This is a genomic window from Corallococcus sp. NCSPR001, from assembly GCF_017309135.1.
Classification (GTDB): domain Bacteria; phylum Myxococcota; class Myxococcia; order Myxococcales; family Myxococcaceae; genus Corallococcus.
The window spans coordinates 8,375,171-8,389,901 of sequence record NZ_JAFIMS010000002.1 but is presented as its reverse complement, the minus strand read 5'-3'; the positions used below and the strand labels follow the sequence as shown (position 1 = coordinate 8,389,901).

Annotated in this window: 13 protein-coding genes and 1 pseudogene; 4 read left to right on the top strand and 10 right to left on the bottom strand. The window is 64.0% G+C overall.

The window, feature by feature from the left end; translation table 11 throughout:
- Complete coding sequence (locus tag JYJ93_RS35740) at positions 1-2,091, bottom strand: von Willebrand factor type A domain-containing protein (protein WP_242544882.1); 2,091 nt, start codon at positions 2,089-2,091, stop codon at positions 1-3.
- 185 nt (positions 2,092-2,276) lie between these two features.
- Between JYJ93_RS35740 and JYJ93_RS35735 the strand changes: the two genes are divergently transcribed.
- The 3 genes from JYJ93_RS35735 to JYJ93_RS35725 are packed head-to-tail and all read left to right on the top strand — an operon-like array spanning position 2,277 to position 5,127.
- Entirely contained in the window at positions 2,277-3,893 is a 1,617-nt protein-coding gene (locus JYJ93_RS35735) for an NADP-dependent glyceraldehyde-3-phosphate dehydrogenase (RefSeq protein ID WP_206799067.1), read from the top strand.
- A 39-nt stretch (positions 3,894-3,932) separates the two neighbouring features.
- A complete protein-coding gene (locus JYJ93_RS35730) occupies positions 3,933-4,433 on the top strand; it encodes a 6-carboxytetrahydropterin synthase (RefSeq protein WP_206799065.1) in 501 nt (166 codons plus the stop codon).
- Positions 4,426-5,127, top strand: a complete 702-nt coding sequence (locus JYJ93_RS35725) for an SDR family oxidoreductase (RefSeq protein WP_206799063.1) — start codon at positions 4,426-4,428, stop codon at positions 5,125-5,127. The genes JYJ93_RS35730 and JYJ93_RS35725 overlap by 8 nt, the downstream gene beginning before the upstream one ends.
- Positions 5,128-5,130: 3 nt before the next feature.
- Here JYJ93_RS35725 and queD read toward each other — a convergent pair whose 3' ends face one another.
- From queD to JYJ93_RS35695, 7 genes and pseudogenes are all read right to left on the bottom strand, one after another.
- Positions 5,131-5,529 (bottom strand): 6-carboxytetrahydropterin synthase QueD, encoded by a 399-nt coding sequence (gene queD, locus JYJ93_RS35720; protein WP_206799061.1) that lies wholly within the window; start codon positions 5,527-5,529, stop codon positions 5,131-5,133.
- Positions 5,530-5,590: 61 nt separating this feature from the next.
- On the bottom strand, positions 5,591-5,995 hold the full coding sequence (locus tag JYJ93_RS35715) for an SRPBCC domain-containing protein (protein ID WP_206799059.1): 405 nt from the start codon (positions 5,993-5,995) through the stop codon (positions 5,591-5,593).
- The gene (locus JYJ93_RS35710) at positions 5,992-6,309 is read right to left on the bottom strand and encodes a metalloregulator ArsR/SmtB family transcription factor (RefSeq protein ID WP_120566657.1); all 318 of its coding nucleotides are present in this window, start codon (positions 6,307-6,309) and stop codon (positions 5,992-5,994) included. Before JYJ93_RS35710 ends, JYJ93_RS35715 begins: the two co-directional genes overlap by 4 nt.
- Positions 6,310-6,403: 94 nt before the next feature.
- Complete coding sequence (locus JYJ93_RS35705; RefSeq protein ID WP_206799058.1) at positions 6,404-6,991, bottom strand: hypothetical protein; 588 nt, start codon at positions 6,989-6,991, stop codon at positions 6,404-6,406.
- A 119-nt stretch (positions 6,992-7,110) separates the two neighbouring features.
- The gene (locus JYJ93_RS40395; protein ID WP_242544967.1) at positions 7,111-7,452 is read right to left on the bottom strand and encodes a hypothetical protein; all 342 of its coding nucleotides are present in this window, start codon (positions 7,450-7,452) and stop codon (positions 7,111-7,113) included.
- Between the two features lie 83 nt (positions 7,453-7,535).
- Positions 7,536-7,844, bottom strand: a pseudogene (locus JYJ93_RS40390) (PHB depolymerase family esterase); the annotation flags it as partial.
- A 52-nt stretch (positions 7,845-7,896) separates the two neighbouring features.
- Positions 7,897-8,712: an alpha/beta hydrolase gene (locus tag JYJ93_RS35695; protein ID WP_206799056.1), complete on the bottom strand. Its 816-nt coding sequence runs from the start codon at positions 8,710-8,712 to the stop codon at positions 7,897-7,899.
- A 95-nt stretch (positions 8,713-8,807) separates the two neighbouring features.
- Between JYJ93_RS35695 and JYJ93_RS35690 the strand changes: the two genes are divergently transcribed.
- Positions 8,808-9,452 carry a TetR/AcrR family transcriptional regulator gene (locus JYJ93_RS35690; RefSeq protein ID WP_206799055.1) on the top strand — a complete coding sequence of 215 codons (645 nt, stop codon included), beginning with the start codon at positions 8,808-8,810 and terminating at the stop codon, positions 9,450-9,452.
- Between the two features lie 159 nt (positions 9,453-9,611).
- Here the strand turns inward: JYJ93_RS35690 and JYJ93_RS35685 are convergent, their stop codons facing one another.
- Positions 9,612-11,375, bottom strand: coding sequence for a nuclease domain-containing protein (locus JYJ93_RS35685; protein ID WP_206799054.1), 1,764 nt, complete (start codon positions 11,373-11,375; stop codon positions 9,612-9,614).
- A gap of 5 nt (positions 11,376-11,380) precedes the next feature.
- Positions 11,381-14,695 (bottom strand): Hsp70 family protein, encoded by a 3,315-nt coding sequence (locus tag JYJ93_RS35680; RefSeq protein WP_206799053.1) that lies wholly within the window; start codon positions 14,693-14,695, stop codon positions 11,381-11,383.
- Between the last annotated feature and the right edge of the window lie 36 nt (positions 14,696-14,731).

Here is a 14,731-nt window from a genome sequence, read left to right as displayed (position 1 = left end):
CTACTTGAGGGTGGGGACGCGGTCGGCGTCCATGGTGCGCACCGGTGCGAAGGACTCGAAGCGGTCCTCGCGGCGGTCCAGCTTCTTCGCCAGCCGGATGAGCTCACCCAGCTCCACCACGTCCGCGCGCGCCTTCAGCGGCGTACCCAACTCCTCCCACAGCGACACCAGCGCGTCGTAGGTGAGCGGGCGCGCCCAGTAGGAGCCGCGCAGCTTCTCCGCGAAGGCGGCGGCGACATAGGACAGGCGGGTGGGGGACGCGGCCTTCTCATAGGCGGGGCGCAGGAGCGTCACGGGCATGGCCTTCTCGATGAGCTTCGAGCTGCCGCCCTCCGGGGCCTTGTAGCGGATGCGCAGCGTGCCGAAGTTCGTCTGGGCCGGGTCGCGCAGCTTCACCTCGTAGAGGGCGGTGACGGCGTGGCCCGCGCCCACTTCGCCCGCGTCCACTCGGTCGTCGTTGAACTGCTGCTGGGTGAGCAGCCGGTTCTCGTAGCCGATGAGGCGGTAGCGGGACACCGTCTTGCGGTCGAACTCCACCTGGAGCTTCACGTCCTTGGCCACCACCTGGAGCGTGCCGGTGAGGTTCTGCACGAAGATGCGGCGGGCCTCCTCCAGCTTGTCCACATAGGAGTAGTTGCCTTCACCCACCTGGGCCAGCCGCTCCATCAGCACGTCGTTGTAGTTGCCCATGCCGAAGCCCACGGTGGACAGGGTGATGCCCGCCGCCGCCTTCTCCTTCACGAGCGCCCAGATGCCGTCCGCCTCGGTGATGCCGTTGTTCGCCACGCCGTCCGAGCAGAGGATGACGCGGTTGATGCCGCCCTTGAGCATGTGGCTCGCGGCCAGCGCGTAGCCCAGCTCCATGCCCGCCTGCGCGTTGGTGGACCCCTCCGACTGGACGCTGTCGATGGCGCTCAGGATGGTGTCCTTCTGCGTGGCGTTGGTGGGCGCGAGCACCTGATGGGCGGTGGTGCCGTAGACGACGATGGAGACCCAATCGCGCTCATCCAGCGCGTCCACCAGCAGGCGCAGCGAGCGCTTCACCAGGCCCAGCCGGTTCTCCATGGCCATGGAGCCGGACACGTCGATGACGAAGACCAGGTGCCCCGGCTTGCGCCCGGCGCGGCTCACGTCGCGCGCCTTCACGCCAATGTGCACCACCTGGTAGCCCTTGCGCGCGGGGGAGGGGAATCCCTCCACGTTCACGCTGAAGGGCGCGTCCGGGGCGTTGGCGTAGCCGTAGTCGAAGGTGTTGACGAACTCCTCCACTCGCACGGCCTGCTCGTCAGGAAGCGCGCCGCGCTCCAGGTAGGCGCGCGTCAGCGTGTACGACGCCGTGTCCGTGTCCACGGAGAAGGTGGAGAAGCGCTCCTCCTCGGTGTCCACGGTCGGGTTCACGCCGTAGCCCTTGAAGTACATGTCGAAGAAGCGCTGGCCCTGCGGCGCGACGGTGCGCTCCGGCGCGGGCTGCGGCGTGGGCACCGCGGAGGCCTGGGGGGCGCGGTACACCGTCTGCGGCGTGCCGTCCGGGACGACGAGCATGTGCGGCAGGGCCCAGGACGGGGCTCGCGCGCGGTCGTTGTTGCTGCTCGGGTCGCCGTCTCCGGACGGCGCCCTCGCCGCCAGGGACTCGAAGCTCCGCGTCGCGCCGCCCTTGCTCTCCGGACGCGCCACCGCGATGCGCTTGATGAACTCCTGGTCCACGTTGACGCCATGGTTCGACGAGCCCACGTCGATGGTCGGCGGCGAGCCCATGATGGGCATCGTCGACGAGAAGCTCTCGGGGAGCATCTCCACGTTCACGCGGATGGTGCGGTTGAGGAGCAGTTGGAGCTCATTGCGGACGTATGGCTTGAACGCCTCCTTCTCGAACCGCAGGGTGTACGTGCCCGCGGGGAGCTGGGGGATGCGGTAGTTCCCGTTGGCGTCCGTGACGACCGTCTGTTCACCCACCAGGCTCGGTGAGGTCGCGGTGACGACCACGTCCGGCAGGGGCTTCTTGGTCTCGGTGTCAATCACCGTGCCGATGATGACGCTCTTGCCCACGGCGCCCGCGTCAGGCTGGGCCAGCGCGGGCTCGGCGGACGTCATCAGGAGCAGGGGAAGGGCACTTCTCAGGAGGGACTTCAGCATGGACCACCTCTCGCGCATCAGGGTGGAGCCATCATCCAGATGCGCCCCGCATCGAACCGCACGGGGGGCTCGTCTCCTCATCATGGTTTCATCATGACGGGAAATCGTGCCGGGGGCGGGGTGTCTGATTAGAAAGGCCGTCCATGACGGCACTCGACACCCTCTTTCCCACCGAAGAGCAGATTCCCCCCGGCGTGCGGCTGCCCGCGTACCTGGAGCAGCGCGAGTACCTGGTGGGCGGCGAGCTGCGCACCTGGGCCGGCGAGCTCAACCCGGTGGCGAGCCCCGTGTTCGTCCGGACCCCGGAGGGGCTGAAGCAGAAGGTGATTGGGGCCACGCCGCTGCTCACCTCGCGCGAGTCCCTGGACGCGCTCGCGGCGGCGGTGAAGGCCTATGACTCCGGCCGGGGCGTCTGGCCCTCCCTCAAGGTCGCGGAGCGCATCGAGCACGTGGAGCGCTTCCTCACCGCCATGCGCGCCCAGCGCACCGCCGTGGTGAACCTGCTCATGTGGGAGATTGGCAAGACGCAGCCGGACTCGGAGAAGGAGTTCGACCGCACGGTGGACCTCATCGTGGAGACCATCCGCGCGCTGAAGGAGCTGGACCGCACGTCGTCGCGCTTCGTCCAGGACCAGGGCATCATGGCGCAGATCCGCCGCGCGCCCATGGGCGTGGCCCTGTGCATGGGGCCGTACAACTACCCGCTGAACGAAACCTTCAGCACGCTCTTCCCCGCGCTCCTGATGGGCAACACCGTGGTGTTCAAGCCGGCGAAGTTCGGCGTGCTGCTGGTGAGGCCACTGCTGGAGGCGTTCCGGGACTGCTTCCCACCTGGCGTCATCAACATCATCTACGGCCGGGGCCGGGAGACCGTGGGCGCGCTGATGGAGAGCGGGCAGGTGGACCTGTTCGCCTTCATCGGCACCAACAAGGGCGCCAGCGAGTTGAAGCGCATGCACCCGCGCCCGCACCGCCTCAAGTCCGTGCTGGGCCTGGACGCGAAGAACCCGGCCATCATCCTGGAGGACGCGGACCTGGATAACGCGGTGAAGGAGTGCATCACCGGCACGCTGTCCTTCAACGGTCAGCGGTGCACGGCGCTCAAGCTGCTGGTGGTGCACCGGAACATCGTGGACGCGTTCCTCGCGAAGTTCACCGCCGCCGTGGACAAGCTCAAGCCCGGCATGCCCTGGGACCCGGGCGTCGCCGTCACGCCGCTGCCGGAGCCGGGCAAGGGGACCTATCTCCAGGGGTTGGTGGATGACGCGGTGTCGAAGGGCGCGCGCGTGGTGAACTCGACGGGCGGGCAGGCGTCCCGGTCGTTCTATTCACCCACGGTGGTGTACCCGGTGACGCGCGACATGCGGCTGGCCACGGAGGAGCAGTTCGGTCCGGTGGTGCCGGTGATGGTCTTCGACGACGACGCGGAGGCGGTGCGGCTGGTGGTGGAGTCGCCGTTCGGTCAGCAGCTCAGCCTGTTCGGCAAGGACTCTGCGCGCATCGGGCGGTTCATCGACGCGTTCTCCAACCAGGTGGGCCGCATCAACCTCAACTGCCAGTGCCAGCGGGGGCCGGACACGTTCCCGTTCAACGGCCGCAAGGACTCCGCGGAGGGGACGCTGTCCGTGGCGGACGCGCTGCGGGTGTTCTCCATCCGCACGCTGGTGGCGACGAAGACGACGCCGGACAACACCGCGCTCGTCCAATCCATCCTGACCCGCAGAGAGTCGGATTTCCTCACCACGGACTTCCTCTTCTAGTCCCGCCTTGGCCCTGGGTGGTATGCCCTGGGGCAACCCATGGCGCCGCGCACCACGACCCTCGAGCTGCACAAGGAAGAGATGAAGTTCTCCGCGGGGCACTTCACCATCTTCTCCGCCACGCACCGCGAGAACCTGCATGGGCACAACTTCTCCGTCTACGTCGCGCTGACGGGGGAGGTGTCCGACGACGGCCTGCTTTCGGACTACGGTCCGCTCAAGCAGGCCATCATCCAGCGCTGCAAGGCCTGGAACGAGACCTTCTTCCTGCCCGCTCACTCCCAGCACCTGCGGCTGGAGCGGGACGAAAAGGGCAACCACGTGGCGCACTTCAACGGCGAGGAGCTGCGCTTCCTCGCTCGCGACGTCACTGTGCTCCCGGTGGCCAACGTGTCGCTGGAGGAGCTGGCGCGCGTCTTCGGCGAGGAACTGGTGGGCGACGGCAGCGCCATGGCGCGCGACCACATCACGGGGCTGGTGGTGAAGTGCGCCTCCGGCCCTGGCCAGTGGGCCTCCTGGGAGTGGAAACGCGATGTCTGATCAGGTCCTCATCACCGGCGCCAGCCGGGGCATTGGCCGGGCGGCGGCGGAGCGGTTCAGTAAGGAGGGCTGGCGCGTCATCAACGTGTCGCGAAGCCCCTGCACCGTGCCGGGCGTCGTCAACGTGCCGGTGGACCTGGCCGCGCCGGGCTGGGAGCCCGCGGTCGAGGCGGCGCTGCGCGACGGGGCAGGGCAGGGGCGCCTGTCCGTCATCCACAACGCCGCGCTCTACGAGCACGACGACGCGCTGACCATGGACGCGGACCACCTGCGCCGCGTGCTGGAGGTCAACGTCGTGGCCCCGCTGGTGCTCAACCGCCTGGCGAGGCCGCTGCTCACGGACGGCTCGTCCCTGCTCTACGTGTCATCCACGCTGGGGGAGAAGGCCGTGAAGGGCGTGGCGTCCTACGTGACGACCAAGCACGCGCTCATCGGGATGATGCGGGCCACCTGCCAGGACCTGGCGGGGACCCAGGTCCACACCGCCTGCGTCTGCCCGGGCTTCACGGACACGGAGATGCTCCGCGAGCACATGGGCACGGACCCCGCCGTCCGGGCGAGCGTGGCGGGGATGACGACCTTCGGGCGGCTCATCACGCCGGAGGAGATCGCCGGCGTGCTCTACCTCTGCGCCACCACCCCGGTCCTGAATGGCGCGGTCATCCACGCCAACCTGGGCCAGGTGGAGCGCTGAGCTTCAGCCTTCCTGCGCGTAGACGGTGCACGAGGACGTGCACGTCTCCGCCACGCGGATGCGCGCGACGGTGGTGCCGGGCACGTTCACGCGCTCGAAGAGCCACGCGGCCAGCAGCTCGCTCGTGGGGTTCTCCAGGCCGGGGACGTCGTTGAGCAGGCGGTGGTCCAACTGGGCGTGGAGCGGCTGCCAGGCGGCGTTCAGCTCCGCGAAGTCCACGATCCATCCGAACCGCGGATGCACGGGGCCGCGGAGGGTGATTTCGATGCGGTAGCTGTGACCGTGCACCCGCGAGCACTTGTGCCCTTCCGGAACGTTGGGCAGGCGGTGCGCGGCCTCGAAGGTGAACTCCTTCGAGATTTCAGTGACGAGGGTGGGCTTGTTCACGGGGACGGCCTCCATTCGGCGGCCTTGTATCCGCGTTCCCCCCGTGCGTCCACGGCTCGTCTCAGGGGGCGGGCACTCAGACGCCGAGTGCGGTTCCCAGACGTGCGAGCAGCCCCGGCCAGCCCGGCTTCATCCCCTCGAAGGCGCGGCGTCCCATGGGCGAGTCCAGGTTGAAGCCTTCGTGGACGAGCGTGAGCCGCGTCCCCGTGCCCTCTGGCACCAGCCTCCAGGTGAGGGTGGTGTCGAGCGTGCCGGTGGCGAAGCGGTACTGGAGCAGCCGCTCCGGCTCCACCGCGACCACCTCACAGGGCTGCTGGCCCCAGGCGCCCATGTCGAGCGTGAATCGGTGGCCCACGACGGGGCGCACGTCGCCCGCGGCCCACCACTTCGCGTGGAGCTCCGGGGTCGTCAATGCCTTCCACACGGCGGAGGGCGGATGGGCATACACGTGGTCCAGTTGGATGACGGCGGGGGGATTCATTTGCGTGACTCCTCGTCGAGCACGTCCTCGAGCGCGGCGAGCCGCTGCTTCCAGTAGTGCGTGAAGGCCTTGAGCCAGTCGTCCACCTCCGACAGGGGACGTGGATCCAGGTGGTAGTAGCGCTCCCGGCCGCGCGGCTCCTCGCGGACGAGCCGCGCCTTGCGCAGGACCTGGAGGTGTTCGGAGACGGCGGGCCGCCCCAGGTTGAAGCCGCTCGCCAGGTCATTCACCGCGCGCGGCCCCTTGCGCAGCTGCAACAGGATTTCCCGGCGCACCGGGTTGGAGAGCGCCGAAAAGACATCCGGTTCGGACATGGCCCGGATTGATACGTCGGAAATATCCGACGCGTCAAGAGGCGTCGGAGAATCCCGACGCGTCGCCGGGCGTCCGTGGCTTCGCGTGAAGGGGCTACCTGCGGGCGGCGAGCGGCTGCGCGAGGGGGGCGCGCTGTTCCCGGCGGACGGGGAGCCGGAGGAGCTGGGCGTAGCGCGCGAGCCGGTCCTCGAAGCGCCGGGAGTCGCGGCCCCAGTGCAGGACGACGTTGCGCTCGGGGTCCTTCCGGTGCGTCAGCGCGATGCCGTACTCGTCCTGCGCGCCAATCCAGTCCGGGTGGTGGCGCCGCTCGCAGTCCAGGCCGACGTAGTGGTCCAGGGGCTCGTTCCAGGTGAAGGCGCTCAGGGCCCCGCCGCCGCGCAGCGACACCTCCGTGGCCGTCACCACCACCTCCAGCCGGGTGCGGACACACCGCAGGATGAACGTCACGGACACGAAGCCGCCCAGCACCACCACCAGGGGCAGCATCCACTCCTCACGCAGCCGGGCCAGGGACAGGCCCTGGTCCAGCGCGTAGGCGATGGGAATCACCACGAACAGCACCAGCGTGAGCAGGGGCCACACGACCTGGCCCACCAGCGGACGCGTGTGGAAGCGCAGCGGGAGGTCTCCCCCCATGTCCATCTTCTGGGGAACCGGTGAGAGCACTTCGAAGAAGGACATGGGGCCGGTGGCTCGGGTGTGCGGGCGATGGCTGCCTTTGACCCAAGCTCAACATGGCGGTGGAGGAACTGTCCACGTCTTCCCGGGTAGTCCGGGAGCTGTCGGACGGCCCGCGCCCTTCAGCGGGAGTGCTGTTTGAAGAAGTCCCACAGGATGGTGGTTCCGTCGGGACCCGCTGGGTCCGCGAACGGGAAGGCGCCGTCACCGCCGGGCCATGCGTGACCCATGCCCTGGATTTCAATGTGCTGCACCAGGAGCACGCCGTTGGAGACGTAATCCCTCGCGGTGTACTTGCGGCCTCCGGCTGAAACAGCGGACGTCGTCCGGGCCGGGGTGTTGGACACGCTGTTGTTGTTGGCGCCGTCATCGCCGTAGTCATTCGTCTGCAGGAACTGGCGCGCGGCCTGCTGTCCATTGATGGGATTGACGACGTCATCCGCCGTGCCGTGGACCACGAGCACCGGCACCTTCCGTAGTGGCCCTTCACCCAGTCCACCATGCCGACGATGAGCGACGGCTCGCCAATGCCTCGCTCCTGGTTGGAGGAGAACATGAAGTTCCAGCACTGGGTGCCATTCGCATACAGGGCCTGGTTGGGATAGAGCACCAGGAACCTCTCCGCGTCCGCCTTCGCGTTCAGCCGCGTCAGGCCCGCGAACTGGTCCGGGTTCTGAAGACAGCCATGCAGTCCCACGACGAGCGGGAGCGGCTCGCCGGGCTGGTAGCCGGTGGGGCCCCAGAGTTGGTAGCTCCGGGTGCCCCAGCTGTTGGAATAGACGCCGTGGACCCACTCGCCCGCGTGGGCCGGCGTGGCGCCCAGCACCGAGAACAGCGCGCACACCGCCACCGCCATGCGAGCCACGGCCTGGACCTTTCGAGTCACCGACATGTGTCTGCCTCCTGCTTCAGCCAGGACGCGCCATGCGTCCGGGTGACTCGACTTCCCGGAGGAACCTCTCCACGGCGGCGGCGACCTGTCCGGGTTGATCCACGGGCGCGGCGTGCCCGGAATCCGTCAGCACTTGGAGCCAGGCGTCCTTGAACTGGCCCGCGTAGGCCTGCTTCGTGGACAGCGGCGTGTAGTCCCGCTCGGAGTGCAGCACGAGCACGGGGCAGGTGATGTCCTTCAGCCGGTCCTGGACGCTCCAGCCAATGAGCCCCCGCGTCGCGCGCAGGTACACGTCACGCGCGTTGGCGCCCAGGGATTCGATGGCCCGTTGGCGCAGGGCCTCCTGCTCCGGCTTGGGGAACAGCTTCGGGGCCACGCGCTTCGCCAGCCCCTTGGGACCCAGCAGGCGCAGCACCCAGAGGCGCGCCGCGAACTCCAGCTTGCGGCGGAACGTGCGCGCCACCATGTCCGGCCCGCTGTTGACCACGGTCAGGCTGCGCACCAGGTCCGGCCGGTCCACCGCCAACTGGAAGCCCATCATCCCGCCCATGGACAGGCCCATGACGTGCACCTGCGTCAGCCCCAGCCCGTCACACAGCGCGGCGATGTCCCTGGCGAAGAGGGCCACGCCGTACGCGCCCGCCGGCTTGTCGCTCTGGCCGTGGCCCCTCGCGTCCGGCACCAGCACCCGGTGATGCGCGGACAGCCGGGGCACCACCGCGTCCCAGTCGCTGCCGGACGAACCCAGCCCGTGGAGGAGCAGGATGGGCGCTCCCTCGCCGGACTCCTGGAAGTGCAGGGTGACGCCGTCGGGAAGGGTGAACGTGGGCATCGGCTTGTGAACGACCGTTCAGAGAGGGGATGAACTACGCTTCCAGCATCGGTGGAACCGTAACTGAACGACCGTTCGTTTTTCAAGGTGACCCCATGGTGTCTTCCTCTCCATCCCGTCTTCGCGCGCGCAAGGCGGTGCTCCCGGACTCGGCGTCGGCTGACGGCACGCGCCGCCGCATCCTGGAGACGGCGCTCCAGCTCTTCGCGAGCCGGGGCTTCCACGACGCGTCCATCCGGGACCTGGCCAAGGAGCTGGAGCTGCGGCCCAGCGCGCTCTACGCGCACTTCCCCTCCAAGGAGCACGTGCTGGCGGAGCTGGTGCGGCTGGGGCACGAGGCGCACCACGAGGGCCTGCGCACGGCGCTGCTCGGCGCGGGGGCGAAGCCGGTGGAGCAGCTCCGGGCCCTGGTCCGGGCGCACACGCGACTGCACGCGATGCATCCGCAGCTGGCCGTGGTGGTGAACGACGAAATCCACGCGCTGCCGCCGGAGCTGGCGGCGCCGTCCCTGGCGCTGCGGGAGCAGTCGGCGGCGCTGCTGATGGCGGTCATCGAGCGGGGGCGCGCCCAGGGCGTGTTCTCCGTGCCGCACGCGGGCGTCGTCGCCGCGGCCATCTCCGCCATGGGGCTGCGGCTGCCCTACTGGTTCGAGCCCACGCCCGCGCTCGACGTGGACGCGCTGGCGGATCTGCACGCGGAGCTGGCGCTGCGGATGCTGGGGGCCAAGGCGGGGAAGTGACGGATTAGGATGTTCACTCCCTCTTGGCTGGCTGGAGCTAACGATGGCCTGCGGCCCATGTGTCGCGAGAAAGCCTTCGAATGTTCTGCTTTTTCGCTAACCAATGGCCTCCGCAATGGATGTCATAGATGCGTCGCTCCCTGGCTTGGCAGGGATTGCTCACTCCGAATCTTCTTTGGGGGACTCCATCGAAGCTCGCAAGTCTCGGAGAAACGCATCGAGAGTTCTGATGCTACGAGTGTCAAGAGGAAGTGCAGATTGTGGGCTGTCCTGTGGAGCAGTGGTTAATGGTCGCAAGGGCAGCAGAATGTGTCCGGCGGAGTTTATCTCCTCGATGAGGTCAAGGCTCTCAAAGTGCCCGCAGTAAACAACTACTCCATGCGGGCTAGGAAAACAGGCCTTGCCGGAATCGATTAGTACGAGGTCTTGGGCGTACTCTGACACTTTGCCCATCTTCTTTCGAATGTCTTCCGCTGGTTTGTCGGCAATGGTGTCAACACCTTCGGAAAAAATGGCATCCCCGACAGCTACGGCAAGTCGATTTCCTCGTCGTAGCTCGAACCAGAAGTCAGGTTCTCTAGGGCCCTGGCGGGAATAAAGCCCAGGAGGTGTATCTGGGGCGTGTCCTGGGATTTCCCTCTTCCAAGCATTCGCCTTCGGGACCTTGAGGTATTTTGGATGAGAATGTGCTGGTCGCTCATACCAGAACGTGAGGGATTCTCCGTCTCTGGTGAATGTAAAGGGACGGTTTCTCCAGAGTTCGAGCTCTACGAAGTCCTCGCGGACGAGTTCTGATAATTGCTTGAAACTGGGGGTGTATCTGAGTTCGCGCAAGGCGGAGACCAATGCGAGGATACACCAGTATTCGTACAGCGTAGATGCTCGGCGGGTGCCAAGTGCGCTAAGTAGTTCCTGGCTAGAGAATGCTAACTGTTGATGTCCAAACGCTCGATGCCAGCGGGCGACCCGTATATAATCGGGGTGTTGGCGAATGCTGGGCGTGATGTGGGGAACACGGCCTCTCGATGCCAGATCCCGGGGAATGCCTGGCAGTTTTCGTCGAGTGCGCTGAAGAAAAAGAGCACGCTCGCGAGCAGTGTCGGCCATACGTTGACTGTTTTCGTGAAGCCGCTGGGCCTCCTGAACAGCTGGGTGAGGCTGATTCGCGTTTCGAGAACTGAAAACAGGGACGTCCTTGTAGCGCTCTCGAATTTCGTTCGCACTCCTCATTGTCGCTTCTGCTCGTCGGCGGATGTGATTGAGCGTAGCGGTCAGTCGTTCGGTCGTCAGGGCGACCATTTGGTTTTCGTAGATGTTTGCGCTTCGGATCGGGTTTGGCAAGTCCTCGGTATCTAGTTGGGGGGTCTGGGGAGGAGAAGGTCGGAATTCGGAACGCGGTGACCGAGTGATTCGGCCAAGGCTTGCACTGAAATCCTTCCATTCTTCTTCCATTTGAGCCATTGCGGTGGCAGGTGAGAATTTGCGTGAGCGCTGCGCGAGTCCGCCCACGTGGGGGTTTTCAGGGCTCAGCCAGTCATTGACAAGCGCATCTGCTACCCGGCGCACGTCTTCGAATAGATGTGCCCACTGTTCTCGATTTAATCGACTCGGAACAATGCAGACGAAGAAGTCTTGAGTTGATTGGCTTGAGCCCGGAATTGAGACGCGAAGATGTAGCCAGCCATATGCGACTTTTCCTGCATGTTCGAATGGCCGCCAGATGAAATGGGCTCTGCCTGCATCAATTTGTTGGAGTTCGCCTGTGCATTCTATGTCCTGATCTTTTAGTAGGTGCGCATTGTGGCCGACGAACTGAAGTTGGATTCCTTCGTTTTCGGGTACCTCGAATGTCTTGATGCCGGGCCTGAGCGGTGTCCAGAGTGCATCACTGTCCTTCTTTACTTGGAGGAACAGTTCGCTCATGTTTGTTAGGTCCAGAAGCTGGCGAATTGCTCGAACTCAAGCTGATCGAGCATTCGCTGCAGGCGCTTGGTTGAACGGTGGAGTTGGTGTTTATTTAGTAGGTGGGCAAGTTCCTTTAGCATTTCGTTTAGGCGCACGTCGCCCCGGATTTTAGGGAGGATTCGTTGCAGGATTTGAAGGTCGATTGCATCCTTGCGTCCGATGGTGCCCTTTAGCCGTTCGGCGTAATGTACGAAAAGAGTAATGTCTTGGATGATGCGATGGCCGATGGGGATACACATCCGCGTCTGCCGCAGGCTGTCGGATTGTTCATTGGCAGTGCCGGAAGGAATGGGTTCTCGCCGGGCCATGACTTCCCAAATCTCGCGGAGTTCAATGGGCACCGCTAGGAGGTCATCTGCTTCTTGCCATTCGCGGAGTTTCTCGAGTGTGATGTGAAATCGTGGAATGCGACGCGCGCGTTTGCGAACAGAGGAGACATGTGGGCTGGGCGCTTGTGCTTCCACTTCAATAACGTTTACACGGTCTACAACCTTGTCGCTGAGGATCTGTGTGCTCTCATCTACATTGATTGTGCCGTAGATGCGAAGTAGAGGCAGATTGTTGCCCATCGGGAGTTGGAGCGGAACTCCGCCCCTATCGTCTTCGTGGATCCAGAGCTGACCATCGCTTTCCATGGCGGAAAGAAGTTGCGCGAAGTAATACTCCACATGGGCCAGATTCATCTCGTCTAAGAGGACGTGGAAGAGTCGGTCCGACGGGGCATTCTGTAGTAGTCGGTAGAATCTGGTGGGATGGAAACCTTGCGCGTCTCTTCGGCCAAAGAGGAAGCGACTGTCAGTCCAATTTGCCTCCACCGCTAAGCGAAGGGCATCTTGACCATCCAATGAGCCGCCAAAGGCTTCGAACATAAGTTGCGCTAGTGCGGATTTGCCCACGCCTGATGGGCCAGCAAGTACAACGAAGGGACGTACCTTCATTGACAAGTATGTGGCTTCTAGCAGTTCTCGTGGGAATTCGAAGCCAGCTTCGCGGCAGGTCCCGTCCAGGTGTTGAAGGAAGTCTAGTTCGCTTCCAATGAAAGGTTTGCCTGGTCGCTCATATGCCTTGGGCGCGGTATTGAGCTTGGTTGTGGGCTCGCCGGGCTTGGGCTGAGACGGTGTCAATATGGATGTGGGATCGAGATTGACCTGAGTCCTGTTCGGTGTGCTTGGAGCCGAGGACTCGTTCGCGAGCATGCCTTCGGGAGATGGGGCCGCAAAGGTTGCTTCCGCCGATTGAGGGGGCGCAAGGGACTGCGACGATGATGGGTTGGGGCTCGAGACTTGAGAGTGCGAAGGCTTGATGGGAACGTGCGCGGAGTCCGCGTCCAGTCTCTCCAACGGGAGTTGTGTCTGTGGCTCGGGAGGACTCGTATCCATGAACTGTTCCTGAGTAATGTCCGAGGCCTCCACCAAATCTATGAGGGTGGTGTTGGTCGTGCCAAAGTCGATGCAAAGGACATCGAGTGCCTTGGTCGACAGCATGCCCTGAGGGGCTGACATGCGGCTTTCGGGCCTGGATGTACCCTTGGCGGCCTGTGTTGGCCCCTGAGGGTGAGGGGGCGTGGCCGCCTTGGGGGGCGCATCCTTCGAGAGAAAGGGGATTCGCCGCTCGCTGGTGTACTTGCCGTCCTGCGGCGAGAACACTTGAAGGATCATTTCCAGAGAGTGGCCAGGATCCCCCTGCATGTGGATCTGCATGTGGGCTGATTTCTTCTTTGCATCGGTCGGAAACTGGAGGCTGTGGTCGGTGACATTGAGTCGCTGACCGCTCAAGCTACCTCTCGCTTCTGGATCGTTACGGAAGGCCACTTGGTACCCATGGCGATGGTCCCGGACATGGCGGAAGCCTTTGCCTCCGTTAACCGGCAACTTGATGTCCCGGGTGATGGGCTTTTCAAGAAGCTCCAATGGGCTTGTTTGGCTGTCGACTAGGAGTTGAGGTTCCATGTCTCCATGGTTTGGGTGCCAGGACAGGCACAGGTCGTCCTGGAACGCACCAATGAAGGTCGAGTCTGTTGAGCGGAGGGGTTCCGAATCGGTGAGTTCTGCTGTGCCTTGCGGTGGAGGTTGGGCGGTTGCTCTGTTATCGACCAAGGCGCGATTGAGGGCCAGATGGTTGAGCCCTGTTCCAACGGCCACCACATACGGATAGTCCTTTCCAACCCGGATGAACTCTGGATGTGAGGGGGCGAAATACTGCTTCACATGGTCGATAAAGCCGGGCAGACGAGAGGAGCCACCTGCAATAAGGACATGCGTGATGAGGGTTCTTGGGTCATGCTCCTCCGAGATGTCCTTGCGCTTGGCTGTTTTGGATAGTTTCGTGCGGAGTTTTGTGAGGACTCGATCCATTGCATCGCGGATTCCTCTTTCGCTCCAATGCTTGTCGACGATTGCTTTTAAGCGATTCTCGTCAAGCTCGATGACGAGTTCTTGCGTTCCTCCCGCAAGATCGGCGAGTTTTCCGTCAAGCTTAATCTTGAGTTTGTGCTTCTCCCCTGTCTCGCTCACCCTGCGCTTAAGTGCTTCTGCCTCGGAACTGTGGCGCTCGACCCATGCTTCATAGGCCTTACGCTCTTCTGTATGTGAGGCTGTTGCATAAAGATGCTTGAGTCCGGCTCCCAGAAGCGCTTGGGTAAGCAACTGCTGATCAATGTAGAGGCCACCGGCTTTGGATGCTTCCGCAGCCACTGGGGCTGCGATGTATCGCTTCCAGAGTCCGCCTTGCCGTGTGGTAGAAACAACACTGACGTTGCAGGTCCCGCCGCCGAAGTCCAACACTAGGACATTGAGTGAGTTTCCCTGGGGCGGAATCTTTTGCTGGAGAAGCCGAAAGTATTCGAAGACGGCGTCAGGTTCCCGGAAGAAGCTAATAGCGCTGCCGAGGCCTGCTTCCTTGGCGGCAGCACGGACAGAATCCTGGTAGGCCTTGCGCTCTTCTGCTTTGGGGAAGGGCGGCTCTGAAAATCGTAACATTGTATCTTGGCCGATTTTCCTCCCGCCCTTTTTGAGAAGCTTGGAGATCTCCATCATGAATGCTTCACAGCACTGCCGTCCTGTGAGGGGAACCTGCTCGAACTTGCCATCAGCCCTCGGAAGAGAAATCCAGAACTCTTCGTCTGGCTCAATCAGCCTTGGCTTGAAATTGCCGACCAACGCTCCTTCGGCAGGAGTGTCTTGGCTGAGAAGTGAGAACTCCAGGGAAAGTCCGACCTTCCGGACGGCAAGCCGTGATGGAATATGTGGCTGACGGGAAAGCAGTTCCAGACACTTCAATCAAAGCCCCCAACTGTTTGTTGGCGCGAGCATAGC

Coding starts and splice junctions, on each gene's coding strand:
- JYJ93_RS35725 (WP_206799063.1), top strand. CDS start 4,426: ATGTCTGATCAGGTCCTCATCACCGGCGCCAGCCGGGGCATTGGCCGG.
- JYJ93_RS35730 (WP_206799065.1), top strand. CDS start 3,933: ATGGCGCCGCGCACCACGACCCTCGAGCTGCACAAGGAAGAGATGAAG.
- queD (WP_206799061.1), bottom strand. CDS start 5,529: ATGGAGGCCGTCCCCGTGAACAAGCCCACCCTCGTCACTGAAATCTCG.
- JYJ93_RS35710 (WP_120566657.1), bottom strand. CDS start 6,309: ATGTCCGAACCGGATGTCTTTTCGGCGCTCTCCAACCCGGTGCGCCGG.
- JYJ93_RS35740 (WP_242544882.1), bottom strand. CDS start 2,091: ATGACGTCCGCCGAGCCCGCGCTGGCCCAGCCTGACGCGGGCGCCGTG.
- JYJ93_RS35705 (WP_206799058.1), bottom strand. CDS start 6,991: ATGTCCTTCTTCGAAGTGCTCTCACCGGTTCCCCAGAAGATGGACATG.
- JYJ93_RS35690 (WP_206799055.1), top strand. CDS start 8,808: ATGGTGTCTTCCTCTCCATCCCGTCTTCGCGCGCGCAAGGCGGTGCTC.
- JYJ93_RS35695 (WP_206799056.1), bottom strand. CDS start 8,712: ATGCCCACGTTCACCCTTCCCGACGGCGTCACCCTGCACTTCCAGGAG.
- JYJ93_RS35735 (WP_206799067.1), top strand. CDS start 2,277: ATGACGGCACTCGACACCCTCTTTCCCACCGAAGAGCAGATTCCCCCC.
- JYJ93_RS35715 (WP_206799059.1), bottom strand. CDS start 5,995: ATGAATCCCCCCGCCGTCATCCAACTGGACCACGTGTATGCCCATCCG.
- JYJ93_RS35685 (WP_206799054.1), bottom strand. CDS start 11,375: ATGAGCGAACTGTTCCTCCAAGTAAAGAAGGACAGTGATGCACTCTGG.